Annotated in this window: 11 protein-coding genes; 6 read left to right on the top strand and 5 right to left on the bottom strand. The window is 70.7% G+C overall.

What is annotated here, in order from left to right; translation table 11 throughout:
• The first annotated feature begins 124 nt into the window (after nucleotides 1–124).
• Together K8640_RS43100 and K8640_RS43095 are read left to right on the top strand one after the other, a co-directional pair.
• Nucleotides 125–3,604: an Ig-like domain-containing protein gene (locus K8640_RS43100; protein ID WP_223747270.1), complete on the top strand. Its 3,480-nt coding sequence runs from the start codon at nucleotides 125–127 to the stop codon at nucleotides 3,602–3,604.
• Between the two features lie 319 nt (nucleotides 3,605–3,923).
• Nucleotides 3,924–7,535 (top strand): Ig-like domain-containing protein, encoded by a 3,612-nt coding sequence (locus tag K8640_RS43095; protein WP_223747269.1) that lies wholly within the window; start codon nucleotides 3,924–3,926, stop codon nucleotides 7,533–7,535.
• Between the two features lie 411 nt (nucleotides 7,536–7,946).
• On the opposite strand, the gene K8640_RS12630 is transcribed toward K8640_RS43095, so the two are convergent.
• On the bottom strand, nucleotides 7,947–10,343 hold the full coding sequence (locus K8640_RS12630; RefSeq protein ID WP_223747268.1) for a transglycosylase SLT domain-containing protein: 2,397 nt from the start codon (nucleotides 10,341–10,343) through the stop codon (nucleotides 7,947–7,949).
• 107 nt (nucleotides 10,344–10,450) lie between these two features.
• Here K8640_RS12630 and K8640_RS12625 point away from each other — a divergent pair, with 107 nt between their 5' ends.
• Nucleotides 10,451–12,694: an ATP-binding protein gene (locus K8640_RS12625; RefSeq protein ID WP_223747267.1), complete on the top strand. Its 2,244-nt coding sequence runs from the start codon at nucleotides 10,451–10,453 to the stop codon at nucleotides 12,692–12,694.
• Between the two features lie 55 nt (nucleotides 12,695–12,749).
• Here K8640_RS12625 and K8640_RS12620 read toward each other — a convergent pair whose 3' ends face one another.
• Nucleotides 12,750–14,717, bottom strand: coding sequence for an ABC-F family ATP-binding cassette domain-containing protein (locus K8640_RS12620; RefSeq protein WP_223747266.1), 1,968 nt, complete (start codon nucleotides 14,715–14,717; stop codon nucleotides 12,750–12,752).
• A gap of 255 nt (nucleotides 14,718–14,972) precedes the next feature.
• On the opposite strand from K8640_RS12620, the gene K8640_RS12615 reads away from it, so the two are divergent.
• Nucleotides 14,973–16,541, top strand: a complete 1,569-nt coding sequence (locus K8640_RS12615) for a serine/threonine protein kinase (protein ID WP_370640342.1) — start codon at nucleotides 14,973–14,975, stop codon at nucleotides 16,539–16,541.
• A gap of 56 nt (nucleotides 16,542–16,597) precedes the next feature.
• Here the strand turns inward: K8640_RS12615 and K8640_RS12610 are convergent, their stop codons facing one another.
• A complete protein-coding gene (locus K8640_RS12610) occupies nucleotides 16,598–17,341 on the bottom strand; it encodes an NAD-dependent deacylase (protein WP_223747264.1) in 744 nt (247 codons plus the stop codon).
• A gap of 102 nt (nucleotides 17,342–17,443) precedes the next feature.
• Here K8640_RS12610 and K8640_RS12605 point away from each other — a divergent pair, with 102 nt between their 5' ends.
• Nucleotides 17,444–17,929, top strand: a complete 486-nt coding sequence (locus K8640_RS12605; RefSeq protein WP_141327440.1) for a GAF domain-containing protein — start codon at nucleotides 17,444–17,446, stop codon at nucleotides 17,927–17,929.
• 25 nt (nucleotides 17,930–17,954) lie between these two features.
• Here the strand turns inward: K8640_RS12605 and K8640_RS12600 are convergent, their stop codons facing one another.
• Entirely contained in the window at nucleotides 17,955–18,866 is a 912-nt protein-coding gene (locus K8640_RS12600; protein WP_223747263.1) for a pseudouridine-5'-phosphate glycosidase, read from the bottom strand.
• Nucleotides 18,867–18,967: 101 nt separating this feature from the next.
• Between K8640_RS12600 and K8640_RS12595 the strand changes: the two genes are divergently transcribed.
• Nucleotides 18,968–19,876 (top strand): DMT family transporter, encoded by a 909-nt coding sequence (locus K8640_RS12595; protein ID WP_223747262.1) that lies wholly within the window; start codon nucleotides 18,968–18,970, stop codon nucleotides 19,874–19,876.
• Nucleotides 19,877–20,137: 261 nt separating this feature from the next.
• Here K8640_RS12595 and K8640_RS12590 read toward each other — a convergent pair whose 3' ends face one another.
• Nucleotides 20,138–21,853 carry an FHA domain-containing protein gene (locus tag K8640_RS12590; protein WP_223747261.1) on the bottom strand — a complete coding sequence of 572 codons (1,716 nt, stop codon included), beginning with the start codon at nucleotides 21,851–21,853 and terminating at the stop codon, nucleotides 20,138–20,140.
• Nucleotides 21,854–21,864 lie beyond the last annotated feature (11 nt).

Raw genomic sequence — 21,864 nt, 5'->3', positions numbered from 1 at the left:
CCCTTCGAGGTCAACCATGTGGTCGTCACGGATGCGAACGCGAGCCATCGCGGCGTTCGTCCTTTGTCTCGGGGTGTCGGGCGTTCAGGGGCGCGCGTGGGGTGCCACGCCACAGTCGGGGCCCGTGCTCTCCACGGAGCGGCCGGCAGGCGCCACGAGACGGGGCCCGGCGCACCTGAGCCAGACCGAGTCCGCCCTCGCCTGGGGCACCTCGACCTACCTCGCGGCCTGGGTGGACGAGCGCCACGGCATCCATGGGGAAGGCGGAGAAGGGACGCAGGTCTACGCGACCCGGCTGAACGCCTCGGGGGAGGTGCTGGACCCCGCGGGCATCCGGTTGACCCGGGGCTCCCATGTGCCGCTCTATCAGCAGGGCATCTCCATCGCCGGGGACAGCACGGGCTTCCTCGTGGTCTGGCAGGACGCCTCGGTCGACGGCAACACCGTCGCGCCCCTGCGCGGCACACGCGTGGGCGCGGATGGACAGGTCCTGTGGGCCGACCGGGAGTTGCTCCGCCCGAAGCCCGGCACCTCCACGCGGACCAGCCTGGCATTCACCGGTGACGGCTATCTGCTGGTCTGGGACGAGGAGTCGGACATGGGGGTGGAACACGTTCGCGCCACGCGGGTGGAGCTGGATGGAACGGTGCTCGACCCCGACGGCGTGGAGCTGGGCGAGGGCGGCGCCGGGACAGTGACCTGGACACCCCAGGGCGGGTTCATCACCTACGGGTCCCGGGGCGTCTGGGGCGTCCGGGTGAACACACGTGGAGAGGCCCAGGGGAGCGCGTTCCGCATCAGCGCACCTGAAGCCACGCGCGCCAGCCCACCCCACCTCGCGTCCGATGGCACGAACCACCTGGTCGTCTGGACCGAGCCGGAGGCGGAGAACAGCGGGAGACAGAACGTCATGGGCGCGCGGGTCAGCGCCACGCAGGGTGTCCTCGGGGCGCCGTTCTCCCTCCACGACGCCCCCGCCTTCCAGCCCTCTCCGCAGGTCGCCTTCAATGGCACGAACTACGTGGTGACGTGGCAGGACGACCAGAGCCTCAACAGCGCGCGTGTCACCACCGTCTACGCCAAACGCGTGTCTCCGGCCGGCGCGGTGCTGGATGCCAGCGGCTACATCGTGCGGCGCAACCCGGGGAACGTCTTCCTCTTGCAGGAGGCGATGGCGGCCTCCGGCACGGACATCCTCCTCGTCTGGCAGAGCGACTTCGAGGCCCCCGACTCCACCCTCCACGCCTCGCGGCTGGACAGCACGGGAGCGCTCCTGGAGGACCATCTCCTCGTCTCGTCGTCGTCCAACCCCCAGCTCTCGCCCGCGCCGGCCGCGGGTGGCAATCACCACCTGGTGGTCTGGAGCGAGCCGAACGCGCTCCCGCAGGGCTCGGACATCTTCGGCACCTTCCTGGATGACGCGGGCGTCGAGCTGACACCGGGCGGCTTCGCCATCACCCAGTCCGCGAGGGACCAACAGCACCCCGCCGTCGCGTTCGACGGCACGAACTTCCTGGTGACCTGGACGGAGACCGACTCCGACACCGTCGACATCATGGCGCGACGGGTCCCCGCGTTCGGGGCCCCCGTCACCCCCGAGTTCCGCCTCCAGCCCAACGAGAGGCCCTCGGCCCGGCCGAGGCTCGCGTGCGACACGAAGACGTGCTTCGTGGCCTGGTACTCCCAGAGCTCCGACCCATCGTGGGACAGAATCGTCGGCAGCTACGTGGGCCCGGATGAAGGTGCGCCTTCCCAGCTCTCATCCACTCAGATCATCGGGCGCGGCCCCCTGGAGCAGGACCTGTCGGTCTCCTTCGATGGAAGTCACTTCCTGCTGGTCTACAGCTCGGGCTTCAGCACGGGCGCGAACCTGATGCGCGTCGAAGGCAAGCGCGTGGCGGCGTCTCCCAACCAGCCCGCCATGAGCACCTTCCCCATCAGCGGGGAGTCACCGGGCCTGCGCGCTCCATCCGTCGCGTTCGATGGGACGAACCATGTTGTCGCGTGGATGGAGGGCTCGCAGGTCCGCGCCGCCCGCGTGAGCCCCGGTGGCGCCGTGCTGGACACTCCGGCCTGGGAGATGTCTCCCGTGGAGGCCTCGCTCGAGCAGCGTCCGAGGGTCGTCTCCGACGGAATCTCCTCGCTCGTGCTCTGGGCCTCGCAGCCTCCCGAGGGCTCGACGCTCAACACGATTCATGGCACCCGGACGATGGCGTTCGACAGCACCCCGGGCACGCCCCAGGTCCTGGCCGCCGCGCCGTGGAGCGACACCTTCGCCGCGGGCACGTCCGTGAAGCGCGGGCAGTTCCTCGTGGCCTACTCCCGGTTCGAGGGGCCGCCGCATGGCACACACCGGGTCTTCACGCGCGCTGCCCGCTACAACACCGCGCCCCAGGTGACGGACCGTTCATACGACCTGGTGGAGAGCACGCCGCTCGACCTCACGCTCACCGCGCGCGACGTGGAGGGTGACGACGTCACGTTCAGCGTCAGCGAGAGGCCAGCGCACGGAGCGGTGACGGGCACACCGCCCGACGTCACGTACACGCCCGAGTCCGGGTTCCGGGGCGAGGACCGCTTCCAGTTCACCGCGACCGATGCCCAGGGCATGGCGAGCACCGCCACCGTCCGGGTGAAGGTCCTCCGCGCGCCCGTGGCCCCCCAGGTGGAGCCGCTCGGCATCGAGTTGGACGAGGACACGAGCGTCACCCTCCGCCTGCGGGCCACGGATGAGAACGGCGATGTGCTGACGTATCTGATCGGCCCGCTGCCCATGCACGGCACGCTCATGGGGACACCGCCGGACCTCTCGTACACTCCGCACCCGGACTTCAGCGGCACCGACTTCTTCGAGTACGCCGCGAGCGACGGCCGCCTCGAGTCCGCGCGGGTCCGGGTGAGCATCACCGTGCATCCCGTCGATGACGCGCCGGTCGCCGAGGACTCGTCCTATGCCGTGGACCGGGACGCCTCCGTCGCCATCGTGCTGAAGGCCCACGACGTGGATGGAGATGCGCTCACCTACTCCGTGGCGCAACCGCGGAATGGAACGCTCACCGGCACCGCGCCGAACCTGGTCTACACGCCCTTCCCCCATGCCCGGGAGGACGAGTCGCTCGTCTTCACCGTGAGCGACGGGAAGCGTGTAGCCACGGGCACCGTCACCATCGATGTCCGGTTCCTGAACGTGCCGCCCTTCGCCGTGGATCAACAGCTCTCCGTCAACCCCGGCGAGAGCATCGACATCGAGCTCGACGTCGAGAACCTGGACGGTGACGTGTTGACCTACGAGCTCACCGAACGGCCCGCCTCGGGCACGCTGTCCGGCGAGCCGCCCCACCTGCGGTTCCAGGCGAGCGCCTCGTTCACCGGCCAGGTGTCCTTCACCTACGTCGTCAGCGATGGTCTGGAGTCAGCGACCGGCCGCGTGTTCATCCGGTCTCTGGCCAGGCCGGTGGAGCCGCCCGCCGGGAAGTCGGGAGGATGCTCGTCGTCCGGCGGCTCACCGTCGCTGATGCTGGTGCTCGGGGTCCTCGCCCTACTCGCGCGGCGACAGCGCGTCCTCGGCCTCGTGAGGGCACGCGCCACGAAGCACCTCGGCTGAAACCGGGAGTCATGCGTGGGCCCGCGTCGCTTCGGGCCCACGCGCGGCATTCGAGCCCACCGCATGGAAGCCTGGCTTCAGCCGTCCCGCGGGCGCGACGGTGCCCCACGCATGCGGAAGTCATGATGATTCCGTGATGAGCGCCTTCGCCCCTTCGGGTTGAAGTGCCACCGACGAAACGCCCCCCCGGCCTCGACTCCCAGCGAGGTCAGACATGTCTTCATCGTGGATGCGAGCGCGAGCCATCGCCGCGCTCATGGTGTGTCTTGGGATGTGCATGAGGCCGAGCCCTGCATGGGGCACCACCTCATCGAGGAGTGTGTCCGTCGCGGCTGTCTCTCGCGGGCCCGACACCGCGCCGCACGACGCCTGGTCCGCAGGGCAGCTCGGGCACTTCCTGGCCCCATCGCACGGATTGGACCCGGTTCCGGCCCAGGGCACCCCGCCCTTCCTCTCATCGGAGCGCGACGTGGGCGCGCGGCAGCTCGGCCCCGCACGCAGGACGCAGTCCACACCGAGGGCCGCGTCGGATGGGACGAACTTCCTGGTCGTGTGGATCGACGACCGGGACGAACGCAACGCGAGCCAGCTTCGCGCGACACGCGTGAGTCCGTCGGGAGAGCTGTTGGACCCGCTCGGGATTGCGCTGCCGGGGAGCGAGACGCGGCATCCGCCCGCCGTGGTCTTCGACGGCACGAACTACCGCGTCGTCTGGGTGGGCCAGGCCCCGACGGGAGGAACGTTCCTCAACAGCGTCCGGATCCGTCCGGACGGCACTCTTGTCGAGGCCACACCGCAGGTCATCGTCCCCGCCCCCTCCGCGTCCCATCGGGAGTTCGTCGAAGTGACGCTCGTCTCCAACGGGGTGGACCTCCTCCTCGTCTGGGGCGAGCGGGAGGTCGCCTCCTCCGAGACGCCTCAGCTTCGCACGACCCGGGTGAGCCTGGACGGGCTCCCGGCGACCCCCGTCGGCCACGAGCTGTACCACGGGGGTGACGCGAGGGTGGCCTGGAGTGGCTCGGAGTATCTCGTCGTCTCCAATGGGGTCTTCCTCTCCAACAACGCCCTCTGGGGCGCGAGGCTGGACGCGAGCGGCGCGCTCATCGAGCGCATCTTCCTGGAGCGGCCCCAGGGGCGCATCCTGGGGCATCCCGCCATCGACTCAGACGGCGAAGGGTACTTCGTCACCTGGAGCGAGGCCCACGACGTCAACCGCACCGCCGTCGCGGTCATGGGAGCACGCGTGAGCGCCGCGGGCGTGATGGCGACCGCCGTCACACTCTTCTCCGGCGCGGGTGACCGACGGCCCGTGGGCGTGGCGTTCGACGGCACGAACCACGTGGTGGCCTGGACTGACTACGCGGGGGGCGAGCCCTACGACTCGGGTGGCCTGCGCGCCACGCGCATCAGTCGCGCGGGCGCCGTGCTCACCCCGGCCAGCATCGTCCTCCGGAGGAACACCGTGGATGGAGCACGTCAGGCCACCGGGCTGGCGCTGAGCCATGGCTCCGTGCTCGTCGCGTGGCACGACGCCTCCCCCGCGAGTGATGAGCAGGACACGTGGGCCTCGGTGATGAGCCTGTCGGGAACCGTCCTGAAATCAGAGCAGCGGCTCAGCAGCTCCACGAATACGCAGACCTTCCCCGCCATCGCCACGGATGGCCATGGGTACCTGGTCGTCTGGACGAACCGCACCCAGACGCCCCGGTTCGAGGACATCCATGGAACCTTCCTGAGCGCGGCGGGCACGGAGCTGACGCCTGGAGGCTTCGTCATCAGCGACGCCGTGGGAGTCCAGCGGTCCCCCACCGTCGCGTTCGATGGGACGCAGTACCTGGTGGTCTGGCAGGACGAGCGCGCCACGCCCCAGAAGCCCAAGCTTTACGGTCGGAGGATTCCGCCGCCCGGCCACGGAGCGCGCGGAGCCGAGTTCCCCATCCCGACGGAGTACGAGTACAACATGGACCAGCAGGTCGCCTGCGGCGGTGGCGCATGCCTGGTGACCTGGGGGAGCGGCTACCAGATCCTCGCGACACGCGTGAGCGCGGCGGGCGCGGTCCTGGATCCTCAGCCCATCGTCCTGACGCCGGACGTGTGGAACGTCATGGCCGAGCCCTCCGTCTCGTTCGACGGAGCGGACTTCATGGTGATCTGGAACCGCTACCTCCTCGGAGACGGGGTCCATCAACTGGAGGGAGTTCGCGTCGACAAGGATGGACTCCTCCTGGAACCGGGGCGATTCGTGCTCGGGGAGCCGAACAAGGACCTGGTGAGCCGGCCCGGGCTGGCGTTCGACGGGCAGAACCACCTCATGGTCTGGGGGGAGCAGACGACGGTGCGGAGCCAGCGCGTGAGCAGGTCCGGGACCCTCCTCGACCTGGAGCCGCGGGTGCTCGCCTCCGGGCTCGAGGCTCCGAGCACGCCGAACCTTGCATTCGATGGAGAGGGCTTTCTCGTCAGCATCGTGAGCAGGCTGTCCGGGGAACCGTGGCACCACCCCTGGCGGGTCTGGGCCCGGCGCGTGTTGCCCTCGGGCGAAGCCTCGGGAGACCTGATGGAGGTGGCGCCGGACCAGGACCCACACGCGCCTCAAGGCTCGAGCATCGCCTCGGTGGGCCCGGGGCACTTCATGCTGGTCTCCTCTCGACTCACGGGCGAGCCCCACGCCGCACCGAGGGTCCACACGCGGGAGGTCGCCTACAACGCGGGCCCCGAGGCCGAATCGGGACACGCCGTGCTGGATGAGGACACGCCTCGGCCCATCACGCTCACGGGCACGGACCCGGAGGGCGATGCGCTCGGATTCTTCATCACGGTGCCTCCCGCGCACGGCACGCTGACAGGCACGCCGCCGCAGGTCGTCTACACGCCGGACGAGAACTTCCATGGGACGGACCAGTTCCGGTTCCTCACGAGGGACCGTGGCGCACCCTCGGATGAGGCCACCGTGTCGCTGACGGTGACATCGAAGGAGGATGTCCCCGCCGCGAAGGCGCTCACGCTCTCACTCCAGGAGGACACGGCGGCGCAGCTCGTGCTCGACGGTTCGGATGGAGATGGAGACCCGCTGATGTTCACCGTCACGGTGCAACCCGCGCACGGCACGCTGACGGGCACACCGCCGAGGCTCACGTACACGCCACACGCGGACTTCCATGGCGTGGATGCCTTCGAGTTCGTCGCGAACGATGGCAGGCAGGCTTCGACGCCCGTCGCCGCGTCGCTCACGGTGACACCCGTCAATGACGCCCCCATCGCCCGGGCCGGCCGCTTCACGGTGTCCGCGGCGGGGAGCGTCGAGGTGATGTTGGAGGGCAGCGACATCGATGGCGATACGCTGGCGTACCGCGTGACCCGGCAGCCCATGAGGGGAGCGCTCTCGGGCACACCGCCTCGCCTCGTCTATCGCGCGGATGAAACGGAGCCGGGGGAGGATTCGTTCGAGTACTCCGTCAGCGATGGCTCGCTCGGCGCGACGGCGATGGTGACGATGGATGTCACCCAGCGGAGGAACCAGGCCCCTGTCATCCGGGAGCAGACCTTCGTCGTCCCGCAGGGCGCGTCCATCGACATCGTGCTGGATGCGGAGGACCCGGACGGCGATGCATTGACGTATGCCATCACCCAGGCGCCCGCGTCGGGCACGCTCACGGGGGAGGCGCCGACGCTGACCTATCGCGCCAGCTCTTCGTTCGCGGGTGAGGCGTCGTTCACGTACACGGCGTCCGACGGGCTCGAGACCGTCATGGGACGGGTGCGCATCGAAGTGCAGGCGCCCCCGGCTCCGCCCAGGACTCCGTCATCCGGTGGCTGCTCGGCGTCACCGGGCACGTCTTCCGTCCCCGTCCTCTTCGCGTGCTTCGCGCTGACGCTGCTCGCGCGTCGGAACAAAGACACGTCCATCGGGCGCGTCCTGAAGCGACCCGGCTGAATCCGTCCTCTTCGAGTGCTTCGCGCCACGCGGGCTCGCGAGGCGAAGCAAGGGCACGTCCATCGGGCGCGCCCTGAAGCGACTCGACTGAGTATCGGCCTCGGGCCCTCGCGATGGTCCGGCGTGGGGGCGCGTTGACGACGGTCCTGGGATGAGGAGGAGGTCGGCGCGGCGACGTCCGGCCTGGATGCGCCGTGACCCGATGCCGGAGGGACGCAGCCACGCACAGGCAGCCTCCGCTTCGACTGCGCGGACAGACAGGCCGATGCCCACGGCGGAGTCACACTTGCGCCGGAGCATGTACCGGACTGCGAGCAACACGGTCGACGGATGCGCCCCAAGTGCCCTCGCGCCCCTGGCGGCGCGCCATGCTCGCTCACGGCCCTGCAGCGTGAGCGAGCCGCTGTGCCCTCACTCCCGGTTCGCGGTCTTGATGACGGGCAGCTTGGGCGCCCGGCCATAGAGCAACTGGTAGGTGTTGTACGAGCGCAGCACGCGCTTGATGTAGCCGCGCGTCTCGGAGATGGGGATCTCCTCCACCCACGCGTCGAGCGGCAGGTCCGGCTTGTCCGCGCGCCAGCGGTTCACCGCGCCCGGCCCCGCGTTGTAGCTGCCCACCGCGTACGGTGTGTGCCCACCGAACTTCTTGAGCAGCCCCCCCAGGTAGTGCGCGCCGAAGCGGATGTTGAGGTCCGGCTGGAGCAGCTGGTCCACCGTGAAGCGCTTGAGCTTCAGCTCGCGCGCCACGCCCTTCGCGGTGGACGGCATGAGCTGCGTGAGCCCCAGCGCGCCGGCCCACGACAGCGCCTTCGGGTCCAACGCGCTCTCCTCGCGCATCAACGCCTGGAGAAGGTCCGCCTCCACACCCGACACCGCCGTGTGCTTCTCGATGAGGTCGCGGAACGCGTTGGGATACGCCACCTCCCACACCACGCGCGTCTCGCTCGTGATGCGTCCGCTCAGGTCCTTGCGCAGCGCCAACCGGGCCACCGCGTGCGCGGCGCGCTCATCGCCCGCCTCGTGCAGCACCAGCACCAACAAGCGGATGGCCTCCGCGGGCTGGTTCGTCCGGCTCACCGCGAGCAGCTCCGACGACACCGCCTCCGGGAAGCCCAGGCGCAACAGCTCCACGCCCGCGCGGAAGTGCGGGTCCTCACCCACCGGGCCCGCGAACAGCGGCCAGGGACTGGCCGCCGCCGGCACCGCGAAGATCTCCGGAGAGATTCGCTCCAGTCGCTGCGGGTCCAGGGCGGACAGCTGCGAGCGCGCCATCAGCCCGTAGTACGTCGCCGGGTGCTCCACGGAGATCTTCTCGAACAGCTCCGCCGCGCCCTGGATGTTGCCCTGGTCCTGGAACGTGCGAGCCCGCCAGTACCGCGCGCGCTCCACGTCGTAGCTCTCGTCCGCCTGCGCGAAGCGCTGCTCGATGCGGTCCAGGAACGACAGACCCGCGTCCTCCACCTTGCTCGTGCGCGCAATCCAGTACGCCTTGAAGAGCGCCTCGCCCAGGAAGTCCCCCTGGGGATACAGCCGCGCCAGCTCGTCCAGCCGCGCCATCGCCTCCTTGGGACGGCCCGTCTTCACGTACAGGTCCGCCGCGTAGAAGAGCGCGTCGTCCGCGAAGCTGTGGTCCGGGAACTCGCGCGCCAGCCGCTCGTACGTCTCCGTGCCGCGCGACGAGTCGACGATGGAGCGCGACGAGCCGAGCACGTACAGCGCTCGCGCCAGCAGGTCTCTGTCCGTGCACTTCTCCACCACGGGCGACAGCATCTGGATGGCGCGGGTGTGCTCGCGCTCCTTGCGCAGGCCCTTGCCGTAGGAGAAGTGCGCGCGGCACGCCAGCGCGTCCGGGAGCTTCAGCTGCGTGAGCAGCGGCTCCAGCTGCGCCAGGCCCTGCTTGTTGCGGTGCAGCTCCACCAGCGCCTCGCCGCGAGCCACCCGGGCCTCCACCGGCGCCGTCTGCCCCTTGAGCCGCTTGTCGGCCTGGACCGCCAGCGGTGACAACGGATGCGCGCCCCACAGGCGCCACAGCGCGGCGCGCTCGGCGGCCTTGTCCTTCTTCTCCGCGGCGATGTCGGCGATGGCCATCAGCGCCTCGGCGCCCACGTTGCGCCCCCAGCTGGGCGCCGCGCGCGAGGTGAGCGGCTCCAGCGCCGCCATGGCCCCTTCCGCGTCCTTCTTCTTGCGCAGCACCCGGGACAGCGCCAGCCGTGCGTCCACGTACAGCCGTGACTCGGGCGGCACCTGGGCCAGCTGCACCGCGGCCTCGTCGTAGCGGCGCAGCCCCTCCAGCGCCACGCCCGAGTGGGTCAGGCACCGGTCCCTCAGCGCGGGGTAGTCCGGCGCCAGGGCGGCCAGCTCCTTCGCGGCGGTCTCCTCGTCCCCCGAGCGCAGCGCGGCCAGGGCGCGCAGGTAGCGCACCGGCGGGCTGTCACCCTCGTCCTTCAAGAGCTCGCGGGCGCGGGCGAAGTGCCCCTTGTCGAAGGCCGCGCGGGCCTCCTTCTTCTTGCCCTCACCGAAGTACGGCGACAGGTCCTCCAGCGCGTAGCGGCGGCCCCGGTGGACGACGGGTGCGGGCGGCGCGGCGTTGGGGAAGGCCGGGTTGAACACCTCCACGAAGCCAGGCGGCAGCGGCGACTTCTCGGCGTCCGGCGGCGGCGAGAGCTGCGCCTCCGGAGGCGCGTTCTCGGTGTGGGTCGTGGGGGCCTCGGAGGCCTCCGTCCCGGAGGGGGCCGGGGACGAGGGAGCCTGCGCGGACAGCATGAGCGCGGAGGCGATGACGGCGAGCTTGGGCAGGAAGGGCTTCATACGCGGGGCTGGGGAGCCTGGGAGGTGGGCGCGGGCTCGCCCCAGGACAACCGGGGGTGCATGGAAAATTTCCGGAGGCTGTCACAGGTTAGACTGTCCGCCCGCCCATGGACATCCGGACTCAGAGCGCGCTGCTGGCATCCATCATCGGCCTCGCCCTTGGCGTGTCCATGTTGTTGCGCCCGGCCAGGCCCAAGGTGCTCACCCTGTACTCCGTCTTCGCCCTGACGGTGGCCGGGTACTACCTCTCGTTCTTCTTCCACAGCCTCTTCCCCGAGGTGACGTACCCCTGGGCGCACCGCATCACCCTGGGCATCACCGTCCTGGTCGCCTCGCTCATCCCGGGCGCCGCCGTGGGGTTCTTCCTCGAGTTCTTGGATGTCAGCAAGGGAACACACCTGGTGGGCCGCCGGCTCGCCCTCCTGTCGGTCTTCCTGGGCCTGGCCGTGGCGGTCACCCCCCTGGCCGACAAGCTGTGGGCCCGGGTGGCCATGGGCGTCTGGGTGCACGGCTCCCTGCTCGCTTCGGTGTCGTTGCTGCTCCACCGGGTCCGCAGCAACGAGTCGCGCATCGAGCAGCTGCGGCTGATGTACCTGGCCATCGGCGCGGCGGCGGGCATCCTGTTCTCCGCGCTGGACTTCATCGGCAGCTCGGTGCCGTTGCCGACGCTGGGGCCGGTCTTCACCACGCTGTACCTGTTCTTCCTCGCGCAGACGCTGCTGCGGCTGCGGCTGATGGACCTGCACGAGCTGCTGGGGAAGATTGCGTCGCAGACGGTGCTGGCGGTGATCCTCGCGGCCGTCTTCACGGTGTTGACGGCGTGGGTGGACGAGGACACGGGCCTGTTCCTGTTCAACACGGTGGTGGCGGCCTTCGTCATCCTCATCCTGTTGGACCCGCTGCGAACAAAGGTGGAGGAGATGGTGGTGCGCATCTTCTTCCGCGAGCGCTTCGCGCTGCTGGACGCGCTGGGGACCTTGCGCGCGCGGATGGCGAACGTCATCGACATCTCCGAGCTGGCCACGCTGGTGCTGGACACGCTGCACGAGACGGGGCGCGTGACGCACTCGTCGGTGTACCTGCTCGCGGAGGACCGGCCCGGCTACCGGCTGCTCGACTCACGCGGGCCGTTGCCGGTGGCGTTCCTCGACACGGCGGCGGCGCGGGGCCTGTTGTTCGCGGTGGCGAGCGGGCAGAAGGCGGTGCTGCTGGAGAACGTGGAGCGCCGAGGCGCGACGATGCGGCTCCAGTCGGTGGAGGGGCGCCGGTATCGCGACGAGCTCAAGCGGTTGAACGACACGCGCGCGGCGCTGGTGCAGATGCGCGCGGGCATCAGCGTGCCGCTGGTGGGCAACGACAGGGTCATCGGCTTCCTGAACCTGTGGGACGAGCGGGTGCCGGAGGCGTACGCGTCCGACGAGATCGCCCTCATCCTGGAGGTGGCGGAGAAGCTGGCGACGGTGCTGGAGAACTCGAAGCTCTACGAGAAGATCCGGGAGCGGGATCGCCTGGCGGCGCTGGGAGAGATGGCGGCGGGTCTGGCGCACGAGATCCGCAATCCGCTGGGGGCCATCAAGGGCGCGGCGCAGTGCCTGGACCCCAGGCGGCTGCCGGGCGAGGACGGCGAGTTCCTGGAGGTCATCGTCGAGGAGGTCAACCGGCTCAACGGCGTGGTGACGGCGTTCCTCGACTACGCGCGGCCGATGAAGCAGAGCTTCGGGCCCACGGACCTGAACGAGGTGGTGACGCGCACCATGCGCCTCATCCAGAACGACGTGCCGTCGAGCGTCGCGCTGGCGGTGGAGCTGGACCTGCAGCTCCCGCGAGTGGACGGAGACGCGGAGCAGCTCAAGCAGGTGCTCATCAACCTGGTCCAGAACGCGGTGCAGGCGCTGGACACGCGCGAGGGGCGAATCACGGTGCGCACGGAGCGGCCGGAGCGCTTCGGTGAGTTCCGCAACGCGGGCGGCGAGCTGTTGGAGGTGCGGGTCTCCGACACCGGCCCGGGCATCCCCTTGGACCAGCAGCCGCACATCTTCGTGCCGTTCTTCACGACGAAGCAGAAGGGCACGGGGCTGGGGCTCGCCATCTGTCAGCGCATCGTGAAGAACCACGGAGGCAGCATCTCCGTGCAGAGCAAGGCGGGCGAAGGCACCACGTTCATCATCCGCATGCCCGCGCTGCCGGTGGAGAAGCCCGTGGAGGCGCTGCCGGAAGGAACGGGAACGCCGCCTCCGGCCACGCGCATCTCCCAGTCGATTCCCGTGCCCGAGGAGCTGCGCGAGCCCCCCAAGCCGCCCTCCCCCGCCCCGCGCGCCAGCAAGCGCGAGCGGAAGCGCAAGGCGGGCTGAGGCTCACGTCACGGGGTGACGCGGCCCGCGCGCGGACCCGCGTTTCACGGACGGCTCAGCCCAACGACGCCGTCGCCTCCGCCAGCTTCTCCTGCGCCGCCTCCCAGCGCGCGTAGAGGTCCTCCAGCGACTCCTTGCCCGCGCGGTGCGCATCCATCAGCGGCTTGGCGCGCGCGAAGTCGTTGTAGAGCACGGGGTCCGCGAGCTGCGCCTCGCGCTCCTTCTGCTCCGCCTCCACCTTGGCGATCTGCTCTTCGAGCTTCGCGATCTCCTTCTTGAGCGGCCCCTCGACCACGCTGCGACGCTGGCGCGCCTCGGCCTCCAGTCGCTTGCGGTCCTTCTCCGAAACGGGCCCGGAGGACACCTTCTCCCCTCCGCGTGACGCGCCAGCCGCCGCGGCCTCCGCCTCCAGTCGCTGCTGCTCCTGGTGGTACAGGTAGTCGTCCAGGTTGCCCGGGTGCGGGGTCAGCTTGCCCTCCGCCACCTCCCAGACGTGCGACGACAGCCCGTTGATGAAGCTGCGGTTGTGGCTGACGAACAGCAGCGTGCCGCCGTAGCCCTTGAGCGCTTCAATCAGCATCTCGGACGAGTCCAGGTCCAGGTGGTTGGTGGGCTCGTCCATCAAGAGGAAGTTGGAGGGGACCAGCAGCAGCTTGGCCAGCGCCACGCGTGCGCGCTCACCACCGCTGAGCACGCCGATGGGCTTGTCCACGTCGTCACCGCTGAAGAGGAACGCGCCCAGCACGCCGCGCACGTAGCTCTCCGGCTTGTCCGCCGCCAGGGGCCGCACCTCCTCGATGATGGTGTTCTGCCGGTCGAGCTTGTCCGCGTGGTGCTGCGCGTAATAGCCCACCACCACGTTGTGCCCGAGCGTCACCGTGCCCGTGTCCGGCGCCAGCTCCCCCGCCACCATCTTCAGGAGCGTCGTCTTGCCCGCGCCGTTGGCGCCCACCACGGCGATGCGCTGCCCGCGCTCCACCCGGCCCGTGAGGCCGTCGTACACCGTCTGCGCGCCGTACTTCTTGGTGATGCGCTCCAGCGTCACCACGTCCCGGCCGCTCCGATCCACCTCCGGGAAGCGGAAGCGCATCGTCGAGCGCTCCTCCAGGACGTGCACCTTCTCCAGCTTCTCCAGCATCTTCGCGCGGCTCTGCGCCTGCTTCGCCTTGGTGGCCTTGGCGCCGAAGCGGTCGATGAAGCCCTGCAGCTCCGCGCGCCGCGCCTCGACCTTCTCGGCGCGCGCCTTCAGGAGCTCCTTCTCCTCCGCGCGCAGGCGCTTGTAGTCGTCGTAGTTGCCCGCGTACTCGCGCACGCCCTCCAGCTCCAGCGACACCACCCGGTCGATCTGCCGGTTGAGGAAGTCGCGGTCGTGGGAGATGAGCACCAGCGCCTTGTTCGAGCGGCGCAAGAAGCCGTCGAACCAGGCCAGCGTGGGCACGTCCAGGTGGTTGGTGGGCTCGTCGAGCAGCAACAGGTCCGGGTCCTGGAGGAGCAGGCCCGCCAGCGCCGCGCGCATCCGCCAGCCGCCCGACAGCGCCGACGTGGGCTTGGCCAGGTCCAGGTCCCTGAAGCCCAGGCCCTTGAGGATGCGCTCGGCGTGGTGCTTCCCGAAGCGGTTCTCGAAGTCGTCCAGCTCCGCGTGCAGGTCGGCCAGGGACTGGGCCAGCTCGAGCTGCTCCTCCTCGTCGGTGGCCGCCGCGAGCGCCTCCTCGGTGTCCTTCAGGCGCACCTCCAGCGAGTCGCGCCCGGGGACGGTGCTCATCACCGCCTCCACCACCGTGCCCTCCGGCAGGCCGGCGATCTCCTGGGGCAGATACCCCCACCGCGCGCGGCGCCGGTACGTCAAGGTCCCCGAGTCCGGCTGGAGCACCCCCGCGAGAATCTTCATCAGGGTGCTCTTCCCCGTCCCGTTGGCCCCCACGAGGCCTACACGGTCCTTGGGGCCGAGGGTGAAGTTGTCGCTGTCGAAGAGGACCTTCTTCCCATAGGAGAGGCTGAGGTCCTGGGCGATGACGAGGCTCATGGCGGGCGGGGATGTAACAGCCTCCGGCGCCTCGGGAAATGGCGCAGATGCCTGCCCGGAGGCCCTGCGGCCCAACGCCCCCTTTCCGGACCCGCCCGGGGCCTGCCTATACTCCGGCCCCACATGGCTGCCCCCTGTCCCCATTGCGGAAGCACCGACGGCGTCGACCACCTCTGCGCAGGCCAGAGCCTCCAGCTCATCGGCCAGGTGCTCGATGGCCGCTACAAGATTGAGAGCGTGCTCGGCCAGGGCGGCATGGGCATGGTGTTCCGCGCCACCCAGACGTCGGTGCAGCGCCCCGTCGCCGTCAAGACGCTCAACCCGTCGCTCGCCGCCGCGCCCCAGTTCTTCGAGCGCTTCCGCCGCGAGGCGGAGATCGCCAGCCGCCTGCGCCACCCGAACGTCATCACCATCTTCGACTTCGGCCGCGCCCCCGACGGCACCTGCTACTACGTGATGGAGCTGCTCCAGGGCGAGAGCCTCAAGGAGGTCGTCAAGCGAGAGGGGCCCATGTCCCTGCGCCGCGCGACGAGCCTCCTGGAGCAGGCCACCCAGGGTCTCGCGCACGCGCACGCCGAGGGCTGCGTCCACCGCGACCTGAAGCCCCACAACATCATGGTGCAGGACCTGGGCGGGCGGGACTTCGTCAAGGTGCTGGACTTCGGTCTGGTCAAGGCGCTCGAGGCCGAGGAGGAGGAGCAGCTCACCTCCACCGGCCAGGTGCTGGGCACGCCCCAGTACATGCCGCCGGAGCAGGCCGGCGGTGAGTCCGTGGACCAGCGCTCGGACCTGTACTCGATGGCGGGCGTGCTCTACTTCTGCCTCACGGGCAGCTCGCCGTTCGGCGCGAACACCGTGCGCAAGGCGCTCACCGCGTCGCTCACGCAGCAGGTGCCCGCGGTCAACACCAAGCGCCAGGGCGCCCCCGTCCCGCCCGCGCTGGACGCGTTCTTCCGCAAGGCGCTCGCGCCCGAGAAGGACGACCGCTACCAGAACGCGCAGGAGTTCATCGACGCGATGATGGACTCGGTCGCGGACGCGACGCCCGAGCAGTTCGACGCGATGCCCAGCGGCGGCTCCTCCTCCGGCGTCAACGAGCGCGGCAGCGGCAGCCGGGCCAGCAGCCGCGCCGGACGTCCCTCCGCGGGCAGCGGCAGTGGCGTGCGGTCTCGCGCCGGCGGCGCACCGGGCCGGGGCTCCACGCCGTCCAACGTCGTCGTGGCCCGCAGCCAGGCGGGAGTGCCTGGAGGCAGCGGCTCATCTCCCAGCCGCGTCCGCCAGGGCCCGCCTCGCCCCGCGCCGGTCCAGGCCCCGCCTCCCGAGCCCCCCGCGCCGGAGGGCATGTCCACGGGCAAGAAGGCGGCTCTCGTGGTGGTGCCGCTGCTGCTGATCGGCATCGCCGCCGCGGTGGTCATCGGAGGCCAGGGCGGCTCCAAGACGCCCCCCACGCAGGTCGTCGAGGTCCCGAGAGATCGTCCCACGAGCCCTCCGCCGACGACGGCGAACACGCCGCCCACGCAGGCCGCGGCGCAGTCCATCCGGGTGAAGTTCAACTCGTCGCCGGCGGGCGCCGCCATCTTCGAGGGTGAGGAGCAGATCGGCACCACCCCCATCGAGCTGATGCTCCCGCGCGACAAGTCGCACCAGCTCACCTTCCGGCTGGCGAACCACAAGTCGGAGGAGCGCTCGCTCAACTTCAGCCGCGTCGCGGGAGACAGCCAGACGGTGGACGTGTCGCTGGAGCCCATCCGCGCCGCCACGCCGCCCAAGCCGCGCCCCACCCGGCCGACCAACTCCGGGCAGGAGATCAACGTCTTCGAGTGAGTCGTGGCCCGGGCTCCCCGTCACCTCACGGGGAGCCGCGCCGCACGACGGGGGCTTCAGACGAGCCGGCCCAGCTTCGGCAGCACCTCACCGCTCTTGCCCTGGACGAAGTGCTCGAAGCTGGAGGCGTTCTCCGACGCATCCAGGTTCACGAGCCACGTCTCTCCGCCCGCGGCCCGCACGTTGTCCACCATGCCCGCCGCGGGATACACGGCGCCGGACGTGCCGGCCGCGAGGAAGACGAGGCGCCCGCCCGAGCGCATCGCCTTCACCGCGAAGGACTCGATGCGGGTGAGGTCGTCGGGGTCCAACTGCTCCCCGAACCAGACGATGTGAGGCCGCAGCAGGGCTCCACACTCCTTGCAGCCGGGCACGGTGCCGGACGCGTACACGGTGGTATCCGGGAACGGGGGGCGCGTGCAGTCGGGGTTGCTGCAGCGGGAGGTGAAGAGGTTGCCGTGCATCTCCACCACGCGCTGGCTGCCGGCGCGGCGGTGCAGGCCGTCCACGTTCTGCGTGGCCAGGAGGAAGCGGTCTCCCAGGTGGCGCTCCCAGGCGACCAGGGCCTCGTGGCCCGGGTTCGGCGAGACGTCGGCTGCTCCAGCCCGGCGCTGTGAGTAGAAGCGCCACACCCGCATCGGGTCCTTGGCGAAGCCCCGCGGCGAGGCCACCTCCGTCACGGGCTGGTCCTCCCACAAGCCGTTCATTCCTCGGAAGGTGGGCACTCCGCTCTCGGCGGAGACGCCGGCGCCGGTGAGGACGAGCAGCCAGGTATTGGCATCAAGAAGGAGCGTTTCCATGGAGCCTCCTGCACGACATGGGATTCAGGTTATGAAGCGGGACGTTGACCGCCCCCGGGGCTGACTCGTGGGTGCGCAAGCCCTTGGCTCGAGGAGCCCATCATGGCGGAAATCACGCTGAACCTGACCGCGGTTCCCAAGGCGCAGGCGTACGAGGAGCTTCAGCAGCATGTGAAGGCCGCGCTCGCGGGTATCGACGACCCCATCGCCGGCATGGCGACGATGAGCTGCCTCATCCACCACGCCTTCGGCCACCTGTGGACGGGCTTCTACCGGGTGGTGACGCCGGGCAAGCTGCTGCGCGTGGGCCCCTACCAGGGCACGCTGGGGTGCCTGGAGATCAAGTTCGGCAAGGGCGTGTGTGGCACGGCCGCGGAGAAGGGCGAGACGCAGGTGGTGGCGGACGTGCACGCCTTCCCGGGGCACATCGCCTGTGACGCGCGCTCCGCGTCGGAGATCGTCGTGCCCGTGTACGGGAAGAACCGCGAGCTCATCGCCGTGCTGGACATCGACTCCGCGAGCAAGTCCACCTTCGACGAGGTGGACCGCCGCGAGCTCGAGACGATGATGCGCTGGTTCCAGGAGTAGACGACGCGGGCCCGGGCGCGCGGGCTCAGTCCCCGCGCGCGTAGGCCACGGCGAGCTGTCCGGCGAAGCGGGCGTTGTTGGCGAGCAGCGCGAGGTTGGCCTTGAGCGTCTTGCCTCCCGTGCGATTGCCCAGCTCGCGCAGCAGGAACGGCGTCACGTCCTTGCCACGGATGCCCTGACGCTCCGCCTCCGCCAGCGTGGAGGCGATCTGCAGCTCCACCTCGTGCTTGGGCAGCGCCGTCTCCTCCGGCGGCGGCACGGTGTAGAGCACCCCTCCCTGCCCCAGCGTCTCGAAGCGAGCGCGAGCGATGCGCGCGGCCGTCGCCACGTCCCCCACGCTGTGCTCCAGCTGGATGCCGGACTCGCGGCTGTGGAAGGACGGGAGCTCGCGCGTTCCCACGCCGATGACGGGCACACCCGCGGTCTCCAGCAGCTCCATCGTCTTGGGCAGGTCCAGCACGGACTTGGCGCCCGCGCACACCACGGCCACGGGGAAGCGCGCCAGCGCGGCGATGTCCTGCGAGATGTCCCAGTGCTCGGAGGCGCCCCGATGGACGCCGCCGATGCCGCCCGTGGAGAAGACGCGGATGCCGGCCGCGGCGGCCAGCTCGCACGTGGCGCTGACGGTGGTGCCGCCCGTGGCGCGCGTGGCCACGGCGATGGCCAGGTCACGAGAGCCGAGCTTCAGCAGCTTCTCCTTGCCCTCGGCGAGCCGACGCAGCTGCGCGTCCTGCAGGCCGATGCACACCTGACCATCGACCACGGCGGTCGCGGCGGGCACGGCGCCCGCGCGGCGGATGGCCTCTTCACAGGCGCGAGCGGCGGCGAGGTTGTCCGGATAGGGAAGCCCCTGAGCCACCACACTCGTCTCGAGCGCGACCACAGGCTGGCGCGAGTCGAGGGCGCGACGCACCTCGTCCGAAAAGCGTAGGTCCATGACGCGCGGTTAAGCCATGGCTGTCGTTGGGGCACAAGCCAGGCGCGCGCGGAAACGTCGGCTTGCACGCGGGAGTGCCGGGCCTTATTCCCTCGCGCGCCGTGTCCACGACTGTCGCCAGCGCTCCCGCCGCGCCGCCTCGCACCTTCTCCGCGAACGACGTGGCCATCCTGTGTGTCGTCGTTGTCTGGGGCACCAACTACACGGTGGTGAAGGAGGCGCTGGGAACGATTCCGCCGCTCGCCTTCATGGCGGTGCGCTTCGCCATCGCCTCGGTGGCCATGGCCGCGCTGCTGCTCGTGGTGGAGGGCTGGAAGCCGCTGAGCCGGCCGGTGTTCCTCAAGCTCGCGGCGCTGGGGCTGGTGGGAAACACGCTGTACCAGCTGTGCTTCATCCTGGGCCTGGCGAACACCACGGCGGCGAACAGCGGGCTGCTGACGGCGGTGACGCCGGTGCTGGTGGCGGCGTTGGGCGCGGTGCTGGGCGTGGAGCGTCCAGGCCGTCCGCTGGTGATGGGCATGTCGCTGGCGGTGGTGGGGATGGTGCTGGTGGTCGCCGCGCGAGGCCCGTCGCTGGGAACGGGGACGCGACTGGGCGACGGACTCATCCTGGGGGCGTGCGCGTGCTGGGCGCTCTACACGGTGGGCATCCGCTCGGTGGGCAACGAGGTGTCGGCGCTGCGCATCACCGCCATCACCATGCTGACGGGGGCGCCGGGCGTGGTGCTCGCGGGAGTGCCGGAGGTGCTCGCGCTGGACGTCGGGAGCATCGGCTTCGGGGCGTGGGCCGGCGTGGTGTACTCGGCGCTGGTGCCGCTGGTGCTCAGCTACTTCATCTGGGGCCGTACCGTGCAGCAGGTCGGCAGCGCCCGCGCGTCGCTCTACAACACGGGCGTGCCCGTGGTGGCGGCGCTCACGGCGTGGGGCGTGCGCGGCGAGCGGCCCACGTGGCTCCAGGCCCTGGGCGCGGTGCTCATCCTCGGGGGCGTGCTGCTCAGCCGCAGGAAGTGAGCGGACGACCATCACGCCCCTCGACGCATCTCCCGTTCCCTCGGCGCGACCGAGAGGGTTCCGAGGCAGCAAGGGCGCCTGCTGGAGTGAGCCGCGGAGCCTCGGCCCCAGCCACATCGCGATACCCGTGAGTCGTTGAGCGCCCCTCCACCTCGAGGCAGCACCGCGTCCGTCCTCGGCTCGCGGCCCGCTTGAGGCCCTTCGCCTTGGTTCGCGTCGAGGATTGACAGCGCGGGGCCGGAAACCAAGCCGCGCCGGCCGTCAGCGCCCGTCCTCGCCTCGCCGTCCGCGCTCCACCGACAGGCCGTACTCCTCGATCTTCTTGTCCAGCGTGGGCCGGCTGATGCCGAGCAGCGCCGCGGCCTTCACCTTCTTGCCGCCCGCCTCACGCAGCGCCTCCGCGATGGCGTCGCGCTCGAGCCTCCCGACACGGGCCTGGAGCGTCTGCGCATCACTCGCCGCCGCGCCCTGCTGCACCTCGGGCGGCAGGTGCAGCGCGCCCACGCGAGCACCGGCGTACAGCAACCCCAGCCGCTCGCCCACGAGCTCCAGCTCCCGCACGTTGTGGGGCCAGGGGTAGTCCGTCAGCAGCCGGCGGGCATCGGGCCCCAGCGTCGGCGGCTCACGGCGCACCCGACGCGAGGCCCGCGCGAGGAACCCCTCGAGCAGCGCCATCACATCCGCGCGCCGCTCCCGCAGCGCCGGCACCTCCAGCTCGAAGCCCATCAGCGCCCGGGCCAGGGCCGCGTCCACCTCGCCCTTGGAGCCCAGCGCCGCCACCGGCGCCAACGACGTGACGAGCAGCCGCACGTCCACGGGCTCCTCGCCGCCCTGCCGCGCGGGGGCCGTCCTCCGGGCCAGCAGCCGCACCAGTCGCTCCGCCGTGGCGCGAGGCAGCGCCTCGACGTGCTGGAGCAGCAGCGAGCCCCGGTCCGCGCGCAGCAACGCGGACGCCACCGGAGGCTGTCCCGGCGCGCTGGCGCGGCCGAACAGGGCTTCCTCCACGGCGGCCTGTGGCAGACGACAGTCCACCGTCACCAGGGGCTCCAGCGCGCGCGGAGAGCGGGCATGGATGACTTGAGCCAGCAGCGTCTTGCCCGTGCCCGGCTCGCCATGCAGCACCACTGGCGCTGCGCTGTTGGCGGCCCGTCGCGCCGCATCCGCGAGCGCGCGCAGCGGCCTGGACGTGCCAAGCAGCAAGGGCACCGGCGCCTCCGCCTCCACCCGCGAGCGCACCGCCGTATACGCCTCGCCCCCCAACCGCCCCAGCGCGGCGAGCAGCTGTCCCTCTCCACCGGTGAACGACGAGTCCGCCCGCGTCGCATAGAGCACGCCGAACGGCATGCCCCCCGAGGCCACCAGCGGCGCGCACATCTCCGTCTCCGCCTGCACCAGCTCCTTGCGGTCCAGCGCCACCTGCGCGAGCGAGCGGGGCACCGCCACCGCGTCCGCGCCCGACACCGCCGCGGTGAGCAGGCCCGTGTTGCTCCCGAGCAGCGCCGCCGCCCGGTCCGCGCTGAGCGCGCGCGCCGTCTCGTCCGCCAGCCTGCGCAGCACCATGGCCTCGCTGGTGGCGCCCAGGAGCGCGGTGCCCGCCGAGTACAGCGCCGCCGCCGCGCCGACGTGAGGCAGCACCTCCTCGATGGGCACATGCCCTGGTGACGTCGGCCCGCCCTCCACCAGCGTCACCGGCGCCGGCTCGAAGACGGCCATCGTGGAGCCCACGCGGACGCGGTCTCCCGGCTGCAGCACCACCTGCCCGCTGATGCGAGCGCCGTTGACGAGTGTCCCGTTGCGCGAGTCCAGGTCCGTCAGCCGGACCTGCCCCTCGTGCACGGTGAGCTGGGCATGCTTGCGCGACACCTGGTCATCCCGCAGGGGGATTTCACAGGACGGGCTGCGGCCGATGGCCATGTCCGAGAGCACCTCGTAATGGCGCCCCGCGGACGGGCCGGTGAGCAGCAGGAGTGCGGGCATGCGGCGCGCGA

Source organism: Myxococcus sp. XM-1-1-1, from assembly GCF_020037095.1.
In the GTDB taxonomy this organism is placed as follows: Bacteria; Myxococcota; Myxococcia; order Myxococcales; family Myxococcaceae; genus Myxococcus; species Myxococcus fulvus.
The sequence above is the reverse complement of the archived record's forward strand: the minus strand, read 5'-3'. Positions and strand labels throughout refer to the sequence as shown.